Annotated in this window: 13 protein-coding genes and 7 pseudogenes; 9 read left to right on the top strand and 11 right to left on the bottom strand. The window is 75.3% G+C overall.

Annotated elements, in window-relative coordinates:
- Positions 1-24: 24 nt before the first annotated feature.
- The gene (locus tag Sdagh_RS37040) at positions 25-174 is read right to left on the bottom strand and encodes a hypothetical protein (protein WP_372478468.1); all 150 of its coding nucleotides are present in this window, start codon (positions 172-174) and stop codon (positions 25-27) included.
- Between the two features lie 41 nt (positions 175-215).
- On the opposite strand from Sdagh_RS37040, the pseudogene Sdagh_RS37035 reads away from it, so the two are divergent.
- Positions 216-556, top strand: a pseudogene (locus tag Sdagh_RS37035) (alpha/beta hydrolase); the annotation flags it as partial.
- Between the two features lie 98 nt (positions 557-654).
- Here the strand turns inward: Sdagh_RS37035 and asnB (Sdagh_RS24310) are convergent.
- Positions 655-2,494: pseudogene (gene asnB / locus Sdagh_RS24310) on the bottom strand (asparagine synthase (glutamine-hydrolyzing)).
- Between the two features lie 339 nt (positions 2,495-2,833).
- Here asnB (Sdagh_RS24310) and Sdagh_RS24305 point away from each other — a divergent pair.
- The 3 genes and pseudogenes from Sdagh_RS24305 to Sdagh_RS24295 all read left to right on the top strand — a co-directional run.
- A complete protein-coding gene (locus tag Sdagh_RS24305; protein WP_189420596.1) occupies positions 2,834-3,928 on the top strand; it encodes a baeRF3 domain-containing protein in 1,095 nt (364 codons plus the stop codon).
- Between the two features lie 83 nt (positions 3,929-4,011).
- Positions 4,012-5,037 carry a Gfo/Idh/MocA family protein gene (locus Sdagh_RS24300; RefSeq protein ID WP_189420599.1) on the top strand — a complete coding sequence of 342 codons (1,026 nt, stop codon included), beginning with the start codon at positions 4,012-4,014 and terminating at the stop codon, positions 5,035-5,037.
- A gap of 247 nt (positions 5,038-5,284) precedes the next feature.
- A pseudogene (locus Sdagh_RS24295) lies at positions 5,285-5,932 on the top strand (PAS domain-containing protein); the annotation flags it as partial.
- Positions 5,933-6,148: 216 nt separating this feature from the next.
- On the opposite strand, the pseudogene Sdagh_RS24290 reads toward Sdagh_RS24295, so the two are convergent.
- The 3 genes and pseudogenes from Sdagh_RS24290 to Sdagh_RS24280 all read right to left on the bottom strand — a co-directional run.
- Positions 6,149-6,661, bottom strand: a pseudogene (locus Sdagh_RS24290) (PAS domain-containing protein); the annotation flags it as partial.
- 247 nt (positions 6,662-6,908) lie between these two features.
- Positions 6,909-7,934, bottom strand: a complete 1,026-nt coding sequence (locus Sdagh_RS24285) for a Gfo/Idh/MocA family protein (protein WP_189420599.1) — start codon at positions 7,932-7,934, stop codon at positions 6,909-6,911.
- 83 nt (positions 7,935-8,017) lie between these two features.
- Complete coding sequence (locus tag Sdagh_RS24280) at positions 8,018-9,112, bottom strand: baeRF3 domain-containing protein (protein WP_189420596.1); 1,095 nt, start codon at positions 9,110-9,112, stop codon at positions 8,018-8,020.
- A 339-nt stretch (positions 9,113-9,451) separates the two neighbouring features.
- Between Sdagh_RS24280 and asnB (Sdagh_RS24275) the strand changes: the two genes are divergently transcribed.
- Positions 9,452-11,293, top strand: a complete 1,842-nt coding sequence (gene asnB, locus Sdagh_RS24275) for an asparagine synthase (glutamine-hydrolyzing) (RefSeq protein ID WP_189420594.1) — start codon at positions 9,452-9,454, stop codon at positions 11,291-11,293.
- A gap of 8 nt (positions 11,294-11,301) precedes the next feature.
- Here asnB (Sdagh_RS24275) and Sdagh_RS24270 read toward each other — a convergent pair whose 3' ends face one another.
- Positions 11,302-12,915 carry an alpha/beta hydrolase gene (locus Sdagh_RS24270; RefSeq protein WP_190078116.1) on the bottom strand — a complete coding sequence of 538 codons (1,614 nt, stop codon included), beginning with the start codon at positions 12,913-12,915 and terminating at the stop codon, positions 11,302-11,304.
- 225 nt (positions 12,916-13,140) lie between these two features.
- Between Sdagh_RS24270 and Sdagh_RS24265 the strand changes: the two genes are divergently transcribed.
- The gene (locus Sdagh_RS24265; RefSeq protein WP_190078115.1) at positions 13,141-13,878 is read left to right on the top strand and encodes a chaplin; all 738 of its coding nucleotides are present in this window, start codon (positions 13,141-13,143) and stop codon (positions 13,876-13,878) included.
- 19 nt (positions 13,879-13,897) lie between these two features.
- Here Sdagh_RS24265 and Sdagh_RS24260 read toward each other — a convergent pair whose 3' ends face one another.
- From Sdagh_RS24260 to Sdagh_RS24250, 3 genes are all read right to left on the bottom strand, one after another.
- Complete coding sequence (locus tag Sdagh_RS24260; RefSeq protein WP_189420588.1) at positions 13,898-14,383, bottom strand: nucleoside deaminase; 486 nt, start codon at positions 14,381-14,383, stop codon at positions 13,898-13,900.
- A gap of 118 nt (positions 14,384-14,501) precedes the next feature.
- The gene (locus Sdagh_RS24255) at positions 14,502-14,765 is read right to left on the bottom strand and encodes a GlsB/YeaQ/YmgE family stress response membrane protein (protein ID WP_189420586.1); all 264 of its coding nucleotides are present in this window, start codon (positions 14,763-14,765) and stop codon (positions 14,502-14,504) included.
- Positions 14,766-14,903: 138 nt separating this feature from the next.
- The gene (locus Sdagh_RS24250) at positions 14,904-15,353 is read right to left on the bottom strand and encodes an SPW repeat protein (protein ID WP_189420583.1); all 450 of its coding nucleotides are present in this window, start codon (positions 15,351-15,353) and stop codon (positions 14,904-14,906) included.
- 91 nt (positions 15,354-15,444) lie between these two features.
- Between Sdagh_RS24250 and Sdagh_RS24245 the strand changes: the two are divergent.
- A pseudogene (locus Sdagh_RS24245) lies at positions 15,445-16,448 on the top strand (MerR family transcriptional regulator).
- On the opposite strand, the pseudogene Sdagh_RS24240 reads toward Sdagh_RS24245, so the two are convergent.
- Positions 16,441-17,435, bottom strand: a pseudogene (locus Sdagh_RS24240) (FAD-binding domain-containing protein). The pseudogenes Sdagh_RS24245 and Sdagh_RS24240 sit on opposite strands and share 8 nt — an antisense overlap.
- Between Sdagh_RS24240 and Sdagh_RS24235 the strand changes: the two are divergent.
- A pseudogene (locus Sdagh_RS24235) lies at positions 17,403-18,380 on the top strand (cryptochrome/photolyase family protein); the annotation flags it as partial. The pseudogenes Sdagh_RS24240 and Sdagh_RS24235 overlap by 33 nt on opposite strands.
- On the opposite strand, the gene Sdagh_RS37220 reads toward Sdagh_RS24235, so the two are convergent.
- Positions 18,373-19,374: a MerR family transcriptional regulator gene (locus tag Sdagh_RS37220; RefSeq protein ID WP_504967638.1), complete on the bottom strand. Its 1,002-nt coding sequence runs from the start codon at positions 19,372-19,374 to the stop codon at positions 18,373-18,375. The pseudogene Sdagh_RS24235 and the gene Sdagh_RS37220 overlap by 8 nt on opposite strands.
- Before the next feature lie 90 nt (positions 19,375-19,464).
- Here Sdagh_RS37220 and Sdagh_RS24225 point away from each other — a divergent pair.
- A partial coding sequence (locus Sdagh_RS24225; protein WP_226535655.1) for an SPW repeat protein occupies positions 19,465-19,682 on the top strand: 218 nt, incomplete at its 3' end.

The raw sequence follows: 19,682 nt of genomic DNA, 5'->3' as shown, positions 1-19,682 counted from the left end.
TGGTCAGCGCCTCGGCCAGGCGCTCTACAGCCGGGAGCTGTGGCCGGCGCTGGAGCGGGCCGTGGCGCAGCTGGTGGAGAACGGCGACTCCTCGGGCCTGGAGAGCTTCACCTCCGGCGGCGTCGGCTTCCCCGTCCGGCGGGCGGCGGGCGGGAGGACCGAGGGGGCGCTCACCGACCCGGAGGACGCCCGCTGGACAACTCCCGGCGGCGCTGATGGCCATCAACTGCGCCGACGACCCCGATCGCCCCGGCGCGGACCGGGTCGCCCGCTCCCTCGGCCCGCTGCTGCGGCGGTACGAGGAGGCGTCCCCGGTCTTCGGACGCTACCGGCTCACCCAGGTGCTGATGTGCTACGGCCGCCCCAAGGGCACCGACTACATCCGCGACGAGGTCAAGGGCGTCGACACGGCGAAGATGCTGCTGGTCGGCACGCGCGGCGATCCGGCGACGCCGTACCGCTGGACGCAGGAGACGGCCGAGCGGCTGGGCCCCTCGGCCGTGGTCTCGACAACAAGGGCGAGGGGCACACCGGGTACGCGTCCTCCGCGTGCGTGCACCGCAAGGTGGACGACTTCTTCCTGCACGGCACCCTGCCGCCCAGCGGCAGCTCCTGCGGACCGGAGGGGGACGCGTCCGGCGACTGAGCCGCGCGTCAGTCCAGGACGATCTCCGGCCGGTACAGGTCCAGCCAGAGGGCGAGGTCGAGGGCGCGTTCGAGGCCGCGCCGGTCCCCCTGGCCGGTCATCGGCGCCTCCCGTTCCGCGGGCGGCGGAGCCGGTCGGGGTCGACGAGGTCGAAGACCGGGTGCCCGGTGCGGGCCAGCAGGTCGCGGGCCTGGTCCTGGAGGGCCGCCGCGTACTTGGGGTCCTGGGTGGACGGGTAGGGGCTCTTGACCCGGTCGTAGACCGACCGGGGCAGGACGTCGGCGGTGGCCTCGCGCAGCAGGGTCTTCTCGCGGCCGTCGTAGGACTTGAGCGCCCAGGGCGTGTTGTAGACGTACTCCACGAGCCGGTGGTCGCAGAACGGGACGCGGACCTCCAGGCCGACGGCCATGCTGGCGCGGTCCTTGCGGTCGAGCAGGACGCGGACGAAGCGGGTCAGGTGGAGGTGGGAGATGCGGCGCATCCGGTACTCGAAGTCGCTCTCGCCGTCCAGGCGCCGGATGCCCGCGACGGCGTCGCGGTAGCCGTCGGCGACGTAGGCGGGCAGGTCGAGGGAGCGGTTCAGCTCGGGCGCAGGACGTCGGCGTCCTCCCCGAAGTGGCGGCCCATCGTGACCAGCCAGGGGAAGGCGTCGGCGGTGCGGGCGCGTTCGTCGAAGAACTGGAGGTAGCCGCCGAAGACCTCGTCGGCGGACTCGCCGGACAGGGCGACGGTGGAGTGCTCGCGGATGGCCCGGAAGAGCAGGTGGAGCGAGGCGTCCATGTCACCGAAACCGGCGGGCAGGTCCCGGGCCCGGACGACCTTCTCGCGGATCGCGGGGTCGGCCAGCGCCTGCGCGTCGAGCACGATGTCCTGGTGGTCGGTGCCGGAGGTGCGGGCCACGTCGTGCACGAACGGGGTGTCGGGGGTGCCGCGCAGTTCGTCGGCGACGAAGTTCTCGGTCTGGCCGGCGAAGTCGACGGCGAAGCTGCGGATCTTCTCGCCGTCCCCGGCCAGTTGCCGGGCGCCGAGCGCGGTCAGCGCGGAGGAGTCGAGCCCGCCGGAGAGCAGGGTGCAGCGGGGCACGTCCGCGACGAGCTGGCGGCGCACGATGTCGTCCAGCAGGGTGCGGACCCGGGCGACGGTGGTGTCCCGGTCGTCGGTGTGCGGGCGGGTCTCCAGCTCCCAGTAGCGGCGGGTGCGGACGCCGTCGCGGTCGACGGTGACGACGGTGCCGGGCTCGACCTCGCGCATGCCGTCCCACACCGCGTGGCCCGGCGTCTTGATCATGGTGAAGAGTTCCCGCAGCCCGTCCAGCTTGACCCGGCGGCGGGCGAGCGGGTTGGCGAGGATCGCCTTGGGCTCGGAGCCGAAGAGGACGCCGTCGGCGGTGGGGTGGAAGTAGAAGGGCTTGATGCCCATGCGGTCGCGGACCATGAGGAGCTTGTCCGCGCGGCCGTCCCAGACGGCGAAGGCGTACATGCCGTTGAGGCGTTCGGGCAGCGCCTCCCCCCACTCCAGGTAGCCGCGGAGCACGACCTCGGTGTCGGAGTCGGTGGTGAAGCGGTGGCCGCGGCCGGTGAGTTCGCGGCGCAGCTCGGTGAAGTTGTAGGTCTCGCCCGAGTAGACGAGGGCGACCGTGCCGTGCGGGGTCCCGGCGGTCATCGGCTGCCGGCCGCCGGGCAGGTCGATGATGGCGAGCCTGCGGTGGCCGAGCGCCGCGGGGCCCTCGGCCCAGACGCCCCGGTCGTCCGGTCCGCGGCAGGCCATCGTCTCCGTCATCGCGTCCAATGCCGTCTTCTCGGCGCGCAGGTCGCGGTCGAAGGAGACCCAGCCGGTGATGCCGCACATGTGCTACCTCCTGCGTCCGGTCCGCCCGGAGGACCGCTCCGACCTGGCACGTCGGAGTGCTTCGCGGGTGCGAGCACGCACGGGCGGCCCTTCCGGCAAACCAGTTGTAGTTGCCATCTACAACCTGAGCCTGCGCTCCGCCGGTACGCGCGGTCAACGCGGCCGTAACACGACGGACACATAAGGCTCGTGCTTTCGGCCACACTTTGCTTCAGCGATACCTCACCGTCCGGCCCGTACGGACCCCGGCCGCACCGAACCGGCCATCGGCAAAGAGTTCTCCAACCGGCCCCGGCCGCTCCACGTGCCAGCCGGACAGAACAGACCTATCGTGCTGGCATGGAGCACGATCTGAGCCCCGCCACCCTCGCCGAACTCCGGCGCCCCCGCCCCTATCCGGCCGTGTCGGTGCTGACCCCGACGCACCGCCGGGAACCCGGCAGCGCCCAGGACCCGGTGCGCCTGCGCAACGCGGTCGCCGAGGCAAGGAGACGGCTGGAGGCCGATCCGGCGGTCACCCGGGAACGCCGCGCCGAGGTCGAGGAGCAGCTCGACCGGGCCCTCGCCGAGATCGACCCCGCCGAGACGGAGGACGGACTGGCGATCTTCGCCGCGCCGGGCGAGCACCAGGTGTGGACGCTGGCCCGCTCCGTGCCCGAGCGCGTGGTGCTCTCGGACACCTTCCTGACCCGCAACCTGGTCGCGGCCCACTCGGCCGAGCGCCCGTTCTGGGTGCTCTCGGTCTCCGCCGACCGCGCCACGCTGTGGAACGGCGGCACCGACCGCGTCACCGAGGAGCGCTCCGGCGGCTTCCCGCTGACCAGGCCGCCGGAGGACTTCGACCCCGAGCGCCAGGAGCGGATCGGCGACTCCCCCAGCGCCTTCCGCGACGAGCGCACCCGCCAGTTCCTGCGCGACGCGGACGCCGCGCTGGGCCGGCTGCTGCGCGACCGTCCGCGTCCGGTGTACGTCACCGGACCCGAGGCGGCGCTGTCACTGCTCGACGACGCGGGCGGCGCCGTACGGGGCGCGGTGCACCTCCCGCACGGCGGCCTCGCGAACGGCACCCCGGAAGCCGTGTGGCAGGCGGTACGGCCGCTGGTCGCCGCCGAGGCGCGCCGGGCCGCCGACGCGGTGACCGGCGAACTGGAGGCGGCGCGCGGCCGGCGGGAGTACGCGGCCGGCGTCGACGAGCTGTGGCGGAGCGCCCTGGCCGGGCGGGTCCGGCTGCTGGCCGTCGAGGAGAACTACCGCGCGACGGTGGTGGACGCCGGCGACCATCTGGAACCCGCGGACCCCCGCGACCTCGACGCCCGCGAGGACATCGTGGACGAGATCGTCGAACAGTGCCTGGAGACCGGCGCGGAGGTCCGCTTCGTCCCGGACGGCACCCTGCGGGACGCGGACGGGATCGCCGGGGTGCTGCGCTACTGAGCGTCCCGGCCGGTCCTCGCGCCGCCGCCCTTGACGGCCGTGACACCCTGGCGGCAGTGCCGACCGGGAGGAGCCGACGGGAGATGGGTCAGTCACTGGGCGTGGCGGTCCTGGGCGCGGGACACATGGGCGCCGATCACATCCGCCGGCTGGACCGCGTGGTGGGCGGCGCCCGGGTGGTCGCCGTCGCCGACCCCGACGCGGAACGGGCGAAGGAGGCCGTCGCCGGGCGGGAGGGCGTCGCGGTCCGCACGGAGGCCGAGGCCGCGCTGGACGCGCCCGGCGTCGAGGCCGTACTGATCGCCTCCCCCGGCGAGGCGCACGAGGAGGCGCTGCTCGCCGCCTTCGCCCGGAACCTGCCGGTGCTGTGCGAGAAGCCGATGGTCCCCGACCCGGCGGGCGCGCTGCGGATCGTGGAGGCGGAGGCGCGGCTCGGCCGGCGGCTGGCCCAGATCGGCTTCATGCGGCGCTACGACTCCGAGTACACGCGGCTGAAGGCCCTGCTGGACGGCGGGCGGCTGGGCCGGCCGCTGATGCTGCACTGCGTCCACCGCAACGTCTCCTCACCGCCCGGCTTCACCTCCGCGATGCTGGTGAACAGTTCCGTCTCGCACGAGATCGACGCCGCCCGCTGGCTGCTCGGCCAGGAGCCGGTCGCGGTGACCGTGCACCGGCCTCGGCCGTCCGCCGGAGCGCCCGCGGGGCTGCTCGACCCGCAGTTCGTGCTGTTCGAGACCGACGGCGGCGCCCTGGTCGACGTGGAGGTCTTCGTCAACTGCGGCTTCGGCTACCAGGTCCGCTGCGAGGCCGTCTGCGAGGCGGGAAGCGCCCGCATCGGCGAGGAGCGGGCCATGGCGGTGACGGCGGCGGGCGGCCTGCGCGAGGAGGTGCCGCAGGACTACCTCGTACGGTTCGCCGACGCCTACGACCGCGAGGTGCGCGCCTGGGTCGACGCCGTGCGGCACGGCCGGGTCACCGGCGCGAACGCCTGGGACGGCTACGCGGCGTCCGCGGTCGCCGAGGCGGGAGTGCGCGCCCTGGAGTCCGGCGTCCGCACCCCGGTCGACCTCGCGCCGCGCCCGGCGCTGTACGGGGGGACCGGGGCGTAGGGCACCGGTGCCGCATCCGTTCGCCCCTCAGCTCCCGTAGTGCGCCTACGCGACGGTCCACGGGGAGGGCCTGCGGGACGACCGGGTGAGTCGATCGCCCGGGACCATGGCATATGCCGTCGGCATCGCCGTAGCGTGTGTCACCGAATCCCCCCCCAGGGCGTCGCGCGCTGTGCAACAGTCGTGAGGTCTTCCGCGCCCGACCCGGTTCCGCCCTGGCCGTACCGTCTGCACACCGGAGTGCGTCATGCCGTCCCCCCTCTCCGCGGACCACCCCGCCGCCCAGCCGTCAGGGCCCGGCACGGTGGAGGCGCTGATATCGCAGACGCGGCGGCTCAAGGGCGAGGTGGACGCCGTACGGCGGGACGCGCGGCACGACGGATCGGACCCCACGGGCCGCTGGCAGCGCGCCCTGTACGATCTGGCGCTGCATCAACTGGACGACGTCGACCGGCACTTGGCGCAGTTGCGGGACGGCCCGCCGCTCCGGTCGGCGCCCGCCGGTTCCGGCCGGGCCGGCTCGTCGCCCGGCCTGGTCGGCAGCGCGGAGTGGGATCTGCTGACGGACGGGGCCCACTGGTCCCCGGAGCTGTACCGCATCCTCGGCCGGGACCCCGCCGCTGCCCCGCTCACCCTCGACGAACTGCCGTCCGTCGTCCTGGCGGAGGACCGGCCCGGCCTGACCGCGATGGTCACCGGGTGTCTCGTCGACGCCCGCCCGATCGACGGCGAGTTCCGTGTCGTCCGGCCCGACGGCACCGTACGGACCGTGCACATGAGGGGCCGGCCCGTCCTCGACGCCCATGGCTCCACCGTCTCGTTGTGGGCGGTGCTGCGCGATGTCACCGCCCTGCGCCGCGGCCGGCGGGCGGTCAGCGAGTCCCGTGCGTCGCTCCCCGACCCGGCCTCCGCCGCGCCGGCGCGACCGGCCGCGCCCCACGCCGGCCTCGCCGGCGCGGCGGAGGCCGGGTCGGGGAGCGACGCACGGGACTCGCTGACCGCCCGCCGGCCGCGGCGCAGGGCGGTGACAATCGCGCAGCACCGCCCACAACGAGACGGTGGAGCCATGGGCGTCGAGGACGGGCCGGCCCCTCATGTGCACGGTCCGTACGGTGCCGTCGGGCCGGACGACACGGAACTCGCCGTCGATCGGGCGGGCGTCGACGAGACACCCGGTGACCATCGCGGTCAGGCCGGGCCGGTCCTCCGCCAGGACGACGGACGGCAGTTCGTCGAGGGTGAGCGGGGCAGCGGCGGGGTCCCGGCCGAGGATGCGGTACAGCTCCGGGGACCAGTGGGCCCCGTCCGTCAGCAGATCCCACTCCGCGCTGCCGACCAGGCCGGGCGACGAGCCGGCCCGGCCGGAACCGGCGGGCGCCGACCGGAGCGGCGGGCCGTCCCGCAACTGCGCCAAGTGCCGGTCGACGTCGTCCAGTTGATGCAGCGCCAGATCGTACAGGGCGCGCTGCCAGCGGCCCGTGGGGTCCGATCCGTCGTGCCGCGCGTCCCGCCGTACGGCGTCCACCTCGCCCTTGAGCCGCCGCGTCTGCGATATCAGCGCCTCCACCGTGCCGGGCCCTGACGGCTGGGCGGCGGGGTGGTCCGCGGAGAGGGGGGACGGCATGACGCACTCCGGTGTGCAGACGGTACGGCCAGGGCGGAACCGGGTCGGGCGCGGAAGACCTCACGACTGTTGCACAGCGCGCGACGCCCTGGGGGGGGATTCGGTGACACACGCTACGGCGATGCCGACGGCATATGCCATGGTCCCGGGCGATCGACTCACCCGGTCGTCCCGCAGGCCCTCCCCGTGGACCGTCGCGTAGGCGCACTACGGGAGCTGAGGGGCGAACGGATGCGGCACCGGTGCCCTACGCCCCGGTCCCCCCGTACAGCGCCGGGCGCGGCGCGAGGTCGACCGGGGTGCGGACGCCGGACTCCAGGGCGCGCACTCCCGCCTCGGCGACCGCGGACGCCGCGTAGCCGTCCCAGGCGTTCGCGCCGGTGACCCGGCCGTGCCGCACGGCGTCGACCCAGGCGCGCACCTCGCGGTCGTAGGCGTCGGCGAACCGTACGAGGTAGTCCTGCGGCACCTCCTCGCGCAGGCCGCCCGCCGCCGTCACCGCCATGGCCCGCTCCTCGCCGATGCGGGCGCTTCCCGCCTCGCAGACGGCCTCGCAGCGGACCTGGTAGCCGAAGCCGCAGTTGACGAAGACCTCCACGTCGACCAGGGCGCCGCCGTCGGTCTCGAACAGCACGAACTGCGGGTCGAGCAGCCCCGCGGGCGCTCCGGCGGACGGCCGAGGCCGGTGCACGGTCACCGCGACCGGCTCCTGGCCGAGCAGCCAGCGGGCGGCGTCGATCTCGTGCGAGACGGAACTGTTCACCAGCATCGCGGAGGTGAAGCCGGGCGGTGAGGAGACGTTGCGGTGGACGCAGTGCAGCATCAGCGGCCGGCCCAGCCGCCCGCCGTCCAGCAGGGCCTTCAGCCGCGTGTACTCGGAGTCGTAGCGCCGCATGAAGCCGATCTGGGCCAGCCGCCGGCCGAGCCGCGCCTCCGCCTCCACGATCCGCAGCGCGCCCGCCGGGTCGGGGACCATCGGCTTCTCGCACAGCACCGGCAGGTTCCGGGCGAAGGCGGCGAGCAGCGCCTCCTCGTGCGCCTCGCCGGGGGAGGCGATCAGTACGGCCTCGACGCCGGGCGCGTCCAGCGCGGCCTCGGCCTCCGTGCGGACCGCGACGCCCTCCCGCCCGGCGACGGCCTCCTTCGCCCGTTCCGCGTCGGGGTCGGCGACGGCGACCACCCGGGCGCCGCCCACCACGCGGTCCAGCCGGCGGATGTGATCGGCGCCCATGTGTCCCGCGCCCAGGACCGCCACGCCCAGTGACTGACCCATCTCCCGTCGGCTCCTCCCGGTCGGCACTGCCGCCAGGGTGTCACGGCCGTCAAGGGCGGCGGCGCGAGGACCGGCCGGGACGCTCAGTAGCGCAGCACCCCGGCGATCCCGTCCGCGTCCCGCAGGGTGCCGTCCGGGACGAAGCGGACCTCCGCGCCGGTCTCCAGGCACTGTTCGACGATCTCGTCCACGATGTCCTCGCGGGCGTCGAGGTCGCGGGGGTCCGCGGGTTCCAGATGGTCGCCGGCGTCCACCACCGTCGCGCGGTAGTTCTCCTCGACGGCCAGCAGCCGGACCCGCCCGGCCAGGGCGCTCCGCCACAGCTCGTCGACGCCGGCCGCGTACTCCCGCCGGCCGCGCGCCGCCTCCAGTTCGCCGGTCACCGCGTCGGCGGCCCGGCGCGCCTCGGCGGCGACCAGCGGCCGTACCGCCTGCCACACGGCTTCCGGGGTGCCGTTCGCGAGGCCGCCGTGCGGGAGGTGCACCGCGCCCCGTACGGCGCCGCCCGCGTCGTCGAGCAGTGACAGCGCCGCCTCGGGTCCGGTGACGTACACCGGACGCGGACGGTCGCGCAGCAGCCGGCCCAGCGCGGCGTCCGCGTCGCGCAGGAACTGGCGGGTGCGCTCGTCGCGGAAGGCGCTGGGGGAGTCGCCGATCCGCTCCTGGCGCTCGGGGTCGAAGTCCTCCGGCGGCCTGGTCAGCGGGAAGCCGCCGGAGCGCTCCTCGGTGACGCGGTCGGTGCCGCCGTTCCACAGCGTGGCGCGGTCGGCGGAGACCGAGAGCACCCAGAACGGGCGCTCGGCCGAGTGGGCCGCGACCAGGTTGCGGGTCAGGAAGGTGTCCGAGAGCACCACGCGCTCGGGCACGGAGCGGGCCAGCGTCCACACCTGGTGCTCGCCCGGCGCGGCGAAGATCGCCAGTCCGTCCTCCGTCTCGGCGGGGTCGATCTCGGCGAGGGCCCGGTCGAGCTGCTCCTCGACCTCGGCGCGGCGTTCCCGGGTGACCGCCGGATCGGCCTCCAGCCGTCTCCTTGCCTCGGCGACCGCGTTGCGCAGGCGCACCGGGTCCTGGGCGCTGCCGGGTTCCCGGCGGTGCGTCGGGGTCAGCACCGACACGGCCGGATAGGGGCGGGGGCGCCGGAGTTCGGCGAGGGTGGCGGGGCTCAGATCGTGCTCCATGCCAGCACGATAGGTCTGTTCTGTCCGGCTGGCACGTGGAGCGGCCGGGGCCGGTTGGAGAACTCTTTGCCGATGGCCGGTTCGGTGCGGCCGGGGTCCGTACGGGCCGGACGGTGAGGTATCGCTGAAGCAAAGTGTGGCCGAAAGCACGAGCCTTATGTGTCCGTCGTGTTACGGCCGCGTTGACCGCGCGTACCGGCGGAGCGCAGGCTCAGGTTGTAGATGGCAACTACAACTGGTTTGCCGGAAGGGCCGCCCGTGCGTGCTCGCACCCGCGAAGCACTCCGACGTGCCAGGTCGGAGCGGTCCTCCGGGCGGACCGGACGCAGGAGGTAGCACATGTGCGGCATCACCGGCTGGGTCTCCTTCGACCGCGACCTGCGCGCCGAGAAGACGGCATTGGACGCGATGACGGAGACGATGGCCTGCCGCGGACCGGACGACCGGGGCGTCTGGGCCGAGGGCCCCGCGGCGCTCGGCCACCGCAGGCTCGCCATCATCGACCTGCCCGGCGGCCGGCAGCCGATGACCGCCGGGACCCCGCACGGCACGGTCGCCCTCGTCTACTCGGGCGAGACCTACAACTTCACCGAGCTGCGCCGCGAACTCACCGGCCGCGGCCACCGCTTCACCACCGACTCCGACACCGAGGTCGTGCTCCGCGGCTACCTGGAGTGGGGGGAGGCGCTGCCCGAACGCCTCAACGGCATGTACGCCTTCGCCGTCTGGGACGGCCGCGCGGACAAGCTCCTCATGGTCCGCGACCGCATGGGCATCAAGCCCTTCTACTTCCACCCCACCGCCGACGGCGTCCTCTTCGGCTCCGAGCCCAAGGCGATCCTCGCCAACCCGCTCGCCCGCCGCCGGGTCAAGCTGGACGGGCTGCGGGAACTCTTCACCATGATCAAGACGCCGGGCCACGCGGTGTGGGACGGCATGCGCGAGGTCGAGCCCGGCACCGTCGTCACCGTCGACCGCGACGGCGTCCGCACCCGCCGCTACTGGGAGCTGGAGACCCGCCCGCACACCGACGACCGGGACACCACCGTCGCCCGGGTCCGCACCCTGCTGGACGACATCGTGCGCCGCCAGCTCGTCGCGGACGTGCCCCGCTGCACCCTGCTCTCCGGCGGGCTCGACTCCTCCGCGCTGACCGCGCTCGGCGCCCGGCAACTGGCCGGGGACGGCGAGAAGATCCGCAGCTTCGCCGTCGACTTCGCCGGCCAGACCGAGAACTTCGTCGCCGACGAACTGCGCGGCACCCCCGACACCCCGTTCGTGCACGACGTGGCCCGCACCTCCGGCACCGACCACCAGGACATCGTGCTCGACGCGCAGGCGCTGGCCGACCCCGCGATCCGCGAGAAGGTCGTCCGGGCCCGGGACCTGCCCGCCGGTTTCGGTGACATGGACGCCTCGCTCCACCTGCTCTTCCGGGCCATCCGCGAGCACTCCACCGTCGCCCTGTCCGGCGAGTCCGCCGACGAGGTCTTCGGCGGCTACCTCCAGTTCTTCGACGAACGCGCCCGCACCGCCGACGCCTTCCCCTGGCTGGTCACGATGGGCCGCCACTTCGGGGAGGACGCCGACGTCCTGCGCCCGGAGCTGAACCGCTCCCTCGACCTGCCCGCCTACGTCGCCGACGGCTACCGCGACGCCGTCGCGGGCATCCGGCGCCTGGACGGCGAGAGCGACTTCGAGTACCGGATGCGCCGCATCTCCCACCTCCACCTGACCCGCTTCGTCCGCGTCCTGCTCGACCGCAAGGACCGCGCCAGCATGGCCGTCGGCCTGGAGGTCCGCGTCCCGTTCTGCGACCACCGGCTCGTGGAGTACGTCTACAACACGCCCTGGGCGCTCAAGTCCTACGACGGCCGCGAGAAGACCCTGCTGCGCGAGGCCACCGCCGACGTCCTGCCCCGGTCGGTCTACGACCGGGTCAAGAGCCCCTACCCGTCCACCCAGGACCCCAAGTACGCGGCGGCCCTCCAGGACCAGGCCCGCGACCTGCTGGCCCGCACCGGGCACCCGGTCTTCGACCTCGTCGACCCCGACCGGCTCCGCCGCGCCGCGGAACGGGAGGCGCCGATGACCGGCCAGGGGGACCGGCGCGGCCTCGAACGCGCCCTCGACCTCGCCCTCTGGCTGGACCTGTACCGGCCGGAGATCGTCCTGGACTGACGCGCGGCTCAGTCGCCGGACGCGTCCCCCTCCGGTCCGCAGGAGCTGCCGCTGGGCGGCAGGGTGCCGTGCAGGAAGAAGTCGTCCACCTTGCGGTGCACGCACGCGGAGGACGCGTACCCGGTGTGCCCCTCGCCCTTGTTGTCGAGGACCACGGCCGAGGGGCCCAGCCGCTCGGCCGTCTCCTGCGTCCAGCGGTACGGCGTCGCCGGATCGCCGCGCGTGCCGACCAGCAGCATCTTCGCCGTGTCGACGCCCTTGACCTCGTCGCGGATGTAGTCGGTGCCCTTGGGGCGGCCGTAGCACATCAGCACCTGGGTGAGCCGGTAGCGTCCGAAGACCGGGGACGCCTCCTCGTACCGCCGCAGCAGCGGGCCGAGGGAGCGGGCGACCCGGTCCGCGCCGGGGCGATCGGGGTCGTCGGCGCAGTTGATGGCCATCAGCGCCGCCGGGAGGTTGTCCAGCGGGACGTCCTCCGGGTCGGTGAGCGCCCCCTCGGTCCTCCCGCCCGCCGCCCGCCGGACGGGGAAGCCGACGCCGCCGGAGGTGAAGCTCTCCAGGCCCGAGGAGTCGCCGTTCTCCACCAGCTGCGCCACGGCCCGCTCCAGCGCCGGCCACAGCTCCCGGCTGTAGAGCGCCTGGCCGAGGGCGCTGACCAGGTCCTGCCCGGTGAAGGGCTCGCCGAAGGCGGAGGGCACCGGCTCCTCGTCGAGCGAGCCGACCAGCCGTACGACCTCCCGCCGGGCCTGCCGGCCGTCCTGGCCGAACGGGCAGGCGATGTCCTCCTTGACGCACCAGTCGAGGAAGTTCTCCAGCGCCGTCTGCTGTCCCCGCGCGCCCGCCACGCCCTGTTCGGGCAGGGAATCGGTCAGGGTGTCCACCCCGTCCAGGACCATCCGGCCCACCCGCCCGGGGAACTGCGCGGCGTACACCGCGCCGAGCCGGGTGCCGTAGGAGAAGCCCAGGTAGTTGAGCTTGTCGTCACCGAGTGCCCGGCGCATCACGTCCAGGTCGCGGGCGGCGTTGACGGTGCCGATGTGCGGCAGGACCGGCCCGGAGTGCTCCGCGCACTGGTCCGCCGCCTTGCGCAGCCGGTCCAGCGCCCGCCGGGGGTGCTTCATCCCCTCGTCCCCGTCGGTCGCCGCCATGATCTCCGCGGAGCCCGGTCCGCAGCTCACCGGGGAGGACCGGCCGACGCCGCGCGGATCGAAGGTCACCACGTCGTAGCCGTTGGTGAGGTGCATGAAGTCCTCGGCGCCGGCGGACAGTTCGCTGACGCCGGAACTGCCGGGGCCGCCGAAGTTCAGCAGGACCGAGCCCTTGCGGTGGCCGGTCGCCCGGTAGCGGGCCAGCGCCAGCTCGAGTGTCTTCCCGCGGGGCCGGGCGTAGTCGAGCGGCACGGTGACCTTTCCGCACTGGAGGTCCTCGGGCATCTCCAGGCCCGAGCAGGCGGACCACTTCACCCGCTGGTCGTAGTAGCGGGACAGGCCGGGCCCGGACTCGCCGGAGCCGGGGCCGGCCGCGGGTGCCGCGGGCAGGGCCGCGCCCAGCAGGGACAGCCCCAGCGCGCCGGGTATCGCCCAGCGCAGCGCGGTGGGCCGGGTCGACAGCTTGGCCAGCATCGATGCCTCCCGGGCGCCCCGTCGGGGACCGGAGAGCGGCGCCCTCGCCCACCATAAGCGGGGTGCCGGGACCCCGCCTCCGGGCCGGGCGCGCACCGAGCGGGCGTTCGACGCCGGGGCCACTCGACGGGGTGAAAGGCGGATAAGCCATAACTCGGATGGTTCGTCCGCGTTGTCACCAGTGCGGGTGAGTGCCCGCGATCATGTCTGGAAGGCAGGGAGCCTATGACAAGGGTTACCCGAATCGGAGTACTCGTCGCCGCGTCCGGCGCGCTGGCCGTGTCGGTCCCGGCCGGCTCGGCCCTCGCGGCCGGCGGCGCGGACGCGCGGGGGGCGGCGGCCGGCTCGGCCGGGCTGATCTCCGGCAACATCGTCCAGCTCCCGGTGGACGTCCCGGTGAACGTGTGCGGGAACACCGTGAACGTGGCCGGGCTGCTCAACCCGGCCGCGGGCAACACCTGCGCGAACACCGGGGGGAGCGGCGGCCCGGGCGGGGCGAGGGGCGGCGGCCCCGGCGGGCGGGAGGGCGGCGGCCCCGGCGGCGCGTCCGCCGCGAGCGGCACCGAGGACTCGCCCGGGGTGCTCACCGGCAACGGCGTGCAGCTGCCGGTCGACCTTCCGGTCAACATCAGCGGCAATTCGGTGAACGTGGTGGGCATCGGCAACCCCGTCACCGGCAACGAGTCCGTGAACGGCCCCGGCGACGACCGCCCGGAGCCCCCGCGCCACCCGGCCCCGCGACCCGAACCGGAGCCGGAGCCCGAGCCCGGGTCGTCCGCGCCGCCCGCGGGGGAGGAGGAGCCGCCCGCGCACGAGCCGGAGCTGGCCGCGCCGGACACCGCCACGTCCGCCCTCGCCCGCACCGGGGCCGACCAGACCCTGCCCGCCCTGCTGAGCGGTACCGCGCTGGTCCTCGGCGGTGCCGCCCTGCACCGGCGCTTCCGGCCCCGCGCCCGCGGCTGAGCGGGACCGGCGGCGCGGGTCAGCCCCGCCCGGCGTGGAACCGGACGTGCAACGCCCGGATCTCCTCCGTCAGTTCCGGGACGGGGCCGTCCACGGTCACACCGGGCGCGATGTCCCGCACCGGCAGCGCCCGGACCGGGGCGGCGGGGACGTCCAGTTCGGTGAGCCACTGCGAGAGCTGCCGCGAGGAGGCGACGTAGACGATGCGGCCGAGGCCCACCCAGGCGTGGGCGGCGGCGCACATCGGGCAGTGCTCGCCGGAGGTGTACACCGTCGCCGCCGCCCGCTCGGCCGGGTCCAGGTGCTCCGCCGCCCAGCGGGCGAGCGCGAACTCCGGGTGCCGGGTGCTGTCGCCGGACGCGATCCGGTTGCGGTCCTCGGCCAGCACCGTGCCGTCCGCGCCGGCCAGCACGGAGCCGAAGGGCTCGTCCCCGGCCGCCAGCGCCTCGGCGGCCAGCTCCACACAGCGGCGGAGCAGCGGCAGCTCGGTGTCCTTCACGGTCATACGGCGTCCTTCCGGGCGGCTCGGGTGATACGGCGGACCCAGCCTAGACGCGGCGGCGGGCGGCGCCCCGGGTCGTCCCGGGTGCGCCGCCCGCCGGTGCGGAGTCCGGCCGCCGCCGTCAGCGGCGCGCCTTCGCCCGGTCCAGTGCCACCACGCCGACCGCCGCCAGGGCGATCTGGATCAGCCACTCGATCCAGTCCGGACCGTCCGTCTCGGCCACCCCGAACGCGCCCGCGATCGCCGTACCGATCAGCGCGGCCACGATGCCCACCAGGATCGTCCACAGAATGCCGATGCGCTGGCGGCCCGGAACCACGAGCCGGCCCAGAACGCCGATGACGATACCGATGATGATGGCACTGAAGATCCCGTCGATCCCCATCTCCGCCCCTTTCTGTCTCTGCCCCCGCACCGGCCGTCTGCCCGCTGGCGGCGGGCGCACGCATGCGCGATTTCGCGCCGGAGCGCGCGTGAGGCCGGTCCGCACGCGCGGACCGGCCTCACGCGGTGCCGGACGGGCCTAGTGCTTGGACGCCTTCGCCGCCGCACCGGCGCACGCCGTCCCGAGGATCAGGGCCAGCGCGCCGATGATGATGTTGTTCCATATGACACCGGTGTCCGGACTGGAGCCCACGACCCAGGGCGAGATGATCATCCAGATGCCGATGCCGCACATGGCCCAGCTGAGGCCGTACATCCGTTCCGGGGCCCGGGTGAATCCCAGCGCCAGCACGGCGATCGCGATGCCCAGAACCAGGTTGTGGGCGACCAGCGAGGGCTGGCTGGACGTGAAGTGGAGGATCCACGGGGACACGGCGCAGTACAGGCCGAGCAGGAACACCGGCCCGTCCATGAGCATCACGTCCCGGCCGCCGAGCACGCGGTCGTAGCGGGCCCGCATCTCGGGGGCGTCGGGGTGGCTGCCCAGGTCGTGGGTGGTGTCGCCTCTGGTGTGCGAGACGTTGGCCATGGTCGTCTCCTTTTACTGGCAGACCGTCCGCGTCTGGTGCGGTATGCGACGAATGCCGCAATACCTCCATTCTGCTCCTTACCTCGCCTTTATGCGCGGGCCCGGGTGCCCTGGTCGGAAATCCCCGGAGGCTTCACCGGGCGCCGGCCGTGCGTCGGCTCGTGCGCTCACGCACGAGCCGACGAGTCCCGTGCCGGCCGGTGCCGGCCTGACCACCGGCGCCCTGGCCCGGCGGCTGGGCGTCTCCCCCACCACGCTGCGCTCCCGGGACCGCAGATACGGCATCGGGCCGGCCGTCCGCGCCGAGGGCCGCCACCGTCGCTGGGCGCCGCAGGACGTCCGGCTGCTGGAGACCATGTGCCGGCCGACGGCGTCCGGGGTGCCACCCGCCGAGGCCGCCCGGCCGGCCCGCCCCGGGCCGGGGGAGCCCTCCGCGTCCGCCGTGGAGCTGCGCGGGGAGCCCCGGGGCCTGTCCCGCGCCGCCGTACGGCTGGACGCGCCGGCCGTGCGGGAGCCGCTGGGCGCCGCCGTGGACCGGCACGGGCTGAGCACCGCCTGGCAGGAGGTGACGGTGCCGGCCCCGCCCGCGGTGGGACGCGCCTGGGAGACCTCCGGCGACCGCTACGTCGAGGTCGAGCACCTGCTGTCCTGGGACGTCTCCACCACGCTGCGCCGCCACACCCGCCCCCGCCGCCACCGCGCGCGGCACCGCCGCGCCCATGGTCCTGGCCTGCGTGCCCGGCGAGGAGCACTCGCTGCCCATCGGGGCGCTCGACGCCGTACTGAGCGAGCGCGGCCTCGCGCTCCGGATGCTCGGCGCGGCCGTCCCGGCCCGGGCGCCGACCGCCGCCGTGCGCCGGCTGGGCCCGGTCGCCGTGCTGCTGTGGGCGCAGGCCCGGCACCCGGTGGCCGTCGCCCCCGGCCCGCCATGCCGCGGGGGCCCGGTGGCGCGTGGCCGGCACCCGGCGCCGGCCCCTGGTGCTGCTCGGCGGTCCCGGCTGGGCCGGGCGCTCCGGGACGGGCACCGCCAGGCCCTCCACCCTGCCCGAGGTGCTCGGCTCGCTCGCGGCGGCCTCCGCCGCGCCCCTCACGTGAGACCGCGCGCCTCCCGGAACCGGGCGAGGCCCTCCGCGAGGCCGATCACCGGTGCCGGGTAGCCGAGCCCGGCGCGCTCCCGGTCCGGCAGCGTCCACGGCTCGTGCACGGCCCGCCCGGACGCCCCGGCCAGCTCCGGCACCCAGCGCCGGACGTACGCGCCGTCCGGGTCGTACCGCCGGGCCTGTACGACGGGGTTGAGGACCCGGTGCGGGCGGCTGTCGGTGCCGGTGCGGCCACCCACTGCCAGTTCAGCTGGTTGTTGGCGACGTCCCCGTCGACCAGCAGGCTCAGGAAGTGCCGGGCGCCCACCCGCCAGTCGACGTAGAGCGTCTTGGTGAGGAAGCTCGCGGTGAGCAGCCGGGCCCGGTTGTGCATCCAGCCCTCGTGGCGGAGCTGGCGCAAGCCGGCGTCGACCAGCGGGAAACCGGTGCGGCCCGCCCGCCAGGCCGCGGCGTCCGCCTCCGCGCCGGGGCCCGTGCGCCACCGGTCGTGGCGGGTGCGGTAGTCGGCGGTGGAGACGGCCGGCCGGGCCGGCGAGGAGCTGCCGGTGGAAGTCGCGCCAGGCGAGCTTGCCGTACGAAGGACTCCGCGCCGGGGCCGCCGCCCGGCGGGCGCGGTGCACGACCTTCGCCGGGGGAGAGCGTGCCGAAGTGGAGGTGGGCGAGAGCCGGGAGGTGGCGTCGCCGGCCAGGTCGTCGTGGCGGTCCTCGTACCGGGCGACGGGGCCGCGGAGCCAGGCCGCCAGCCGTCGGCGGCCCTCGGCCTCCCCGCCCCGGGCCAGCCCCGGCGACAGGCCGGCGCTGCCCGCGAGGGCGGCGCGGTCCGGCAGTGGTCCGGAGCGGACGCCGTCCGGCACCCGGAGCGCGCGCGGCGCGGCGAGGACGGGACGCGGCGACAGCCGGGACCACTGCCGGAGGTAGGGCGTGAAGACCGCGAAGTGGTCGGAGGCCGCCGGGCGCGGTGACCCCGGCGGCCTCCGACCACTTCGCGGTCTTCACGCCCTACCTCCGGCAGTGGTCCCGGCTGTCGCCGCGTCCCGTCCTCGCCGCGCCGCGCGCGCTCCGGGTGCCGGACGGCGTCCGCTCCGGACCACTGCCGGACCGCGCCGCCCTCGCGGGCAGCGCCGGCCTGTCGCCGGGGCTGGCCGGGGCGGGGAGGCCGAGGGCCGCCGACGGCTGGCGGCCTGGCTCCGCGGCCCCGTCGCCCGGTACGAGGACCGCCACGACGACCTGGCCGGCGACGCCACCTCCCGGCTCTCGCCCCACCTCCACTTCGGCACGCTCTCCCCCGGCGAGGTCGTGCACCGCGCCCGCCGGGCGGGGGCCCCGGCGCGGAGTCCTTCGTACGGCAGCTCGCCTGGCGCGACTTCCACCGGCAGCTCCTCGCGGCCCGGCCGGCCGTCTCCACCGCCGACTACCGCACCCGCCACGACCGGTGGCGCACGGGCCCCGGCGCGGAGGCGGACGCCGCGGCCTGGCGGGCGGGCCGCACCGGTTTCCCGCTGGTCGACGCCGGCTTGCGCCAGCTCCGCCACGAGGGCTGGATGCACAACCGGGCCCGGCTGCTCACCGCGAGCTTCCTCACCAAGACGCTCTACGTCGACTGGCGGGTGGGCGCCCGGCACTTCCTGAGCCTGCTGGTCGACGGGGACGTCGCCAACAACCAGCTGAACTGGCAGTGGGTGGCCGGCACCGGCACCGACAGCCGCCCGCACCGGTCCTCAACCCCGTCGTACAGGCCCGGCGGTACGACCCGGACGGCGCGTACGTCCGGCGCTGGGTGCCGGAGCTGGCCGGGGCGTCCGGGCGGGCCGTGCACGAGCCGTGGACGCTGCCGGACCGGGAGCGCGCCGGGCTCGGCTACCCGGCACCGGTGATCGGCCTCGCGGAGGGCCTCGCCCGGTTCCGGGAGGCGCGCGGTCTCACGTGAGGGGCGCGGCGGAGGCCGCCGCGAGCGAGCCGAGCACCTCGGGCAGGGTGGAGGGCCTGGCGGTGCCCGTCCCGGAGCGCCCGGCCCAGCGGGACCGCCGAGCAGCACCAGGGGCCGGCGCCGGGTGCCGGCCACGCGCCACCGGGCCCCCGCGGCATGGCGGGCCGGGGGCGACGGCCACCGGGTGCCGGGCCTGCGCCCACAGCAGCACGGCGACCGGGCCCAGCCGGCGCACGGCGGCGGTCGGCGCCCGGGCCGGGACGGCCGCGCCGAGCATCCGGAGCGCGAGGCCGCGCTCGCTCAGTACGGCGTCGAGCGCCCCGATGGGCAGCGAGTGCTCCTCGCCGGGCACGCAGGCCAGGACCATGGGCGCGGCGGTGCCGCGCGCGGTGGCGGCGGGGGCGGGTGTGGCGGCGCAGCGTGGATGGAGACGTCCCAGGACAGCAGGTGCTCGACCTCGACGTAGCGGTCGCCGGAGGTCTCCCAGGCGCGTCCCACCGCGGGCGGGGCCGGCACCGTCACCTCCTGCCAGGCGGTGCTCAGCCCGTGCCGGTCCACGGCGGCGCCCAGCGGCTCCCGCACGGCCGGCGCGTCCAGCCGTACGGCGGCGCGGGACAGGCCCCGGGGCTCCCCGCGCAGCTCCACGGCGGACGCGGAGGGCTCCCCCGGCCCGGGGCGGGCCGGCCGGGCGGCCTCGGCGGTGGCACCCGGACGCCGTCGGCCGGCACATGGTCTCCAGCAGCCGGACGTCCTGCGGCGCCCAGCGACGGTGGCGGCCCTCGGCGCGGACGGCCGGCCCGATGCCGTATCTGCGGTCCCGGGAGCGCAGCGTGGTGGGGGAGACGCCCAGCCGCCGGGCCAGGGCGCCGGTGGTCAGGCCGGCACCGGCCGGCACGGGACTCGTCGGCTCGTGCGTGAGCGCACGAGCCGACGCACGGCCGGCGCCCGGTGAAGCCTCCGGGGATTTCCGACCAGGGCACCCGGGCCCGCGCATAAAGGCGAGTAAGGAGCAGAATGGAGGTATTGCGGCATTCGTCGCATACCGCACCAGACGCGGACGGTCTGCCAGTAAAAGGAGACGACCATGGCCAACGTCTCGCACACCAGAGGCGACACCACCCACGACCTGGGCAGCCACCCCGACGCCCCCGAGATGCGGGCCCGCTACGACCGCGTGCTCGGCGGCCGGGACGTGATGCTCATGGACGGGCCGGTGTTCCTGCTCGGCCTGTACTGCGCCGTGTCCCCGTGGATCCTCCACTTCACGTCCAGCCAGCCCTCGCTGGTCGCCCACAACCTGGT

This window comes from Streptomyces daghestanicus, assembly GCF_020521275.1.
GTDB lineage: Bacteria > Actinomycetota > Actinomycetes > Streptomycetales > Streptomycetaceae > Streptomyces > Streptomyces griseoviridis.
The sequence above is the reverse complement of the archived record's forward strand: the minus strand, read 5'-3'. Positions and strand labels throughout refer to the sequence as shown.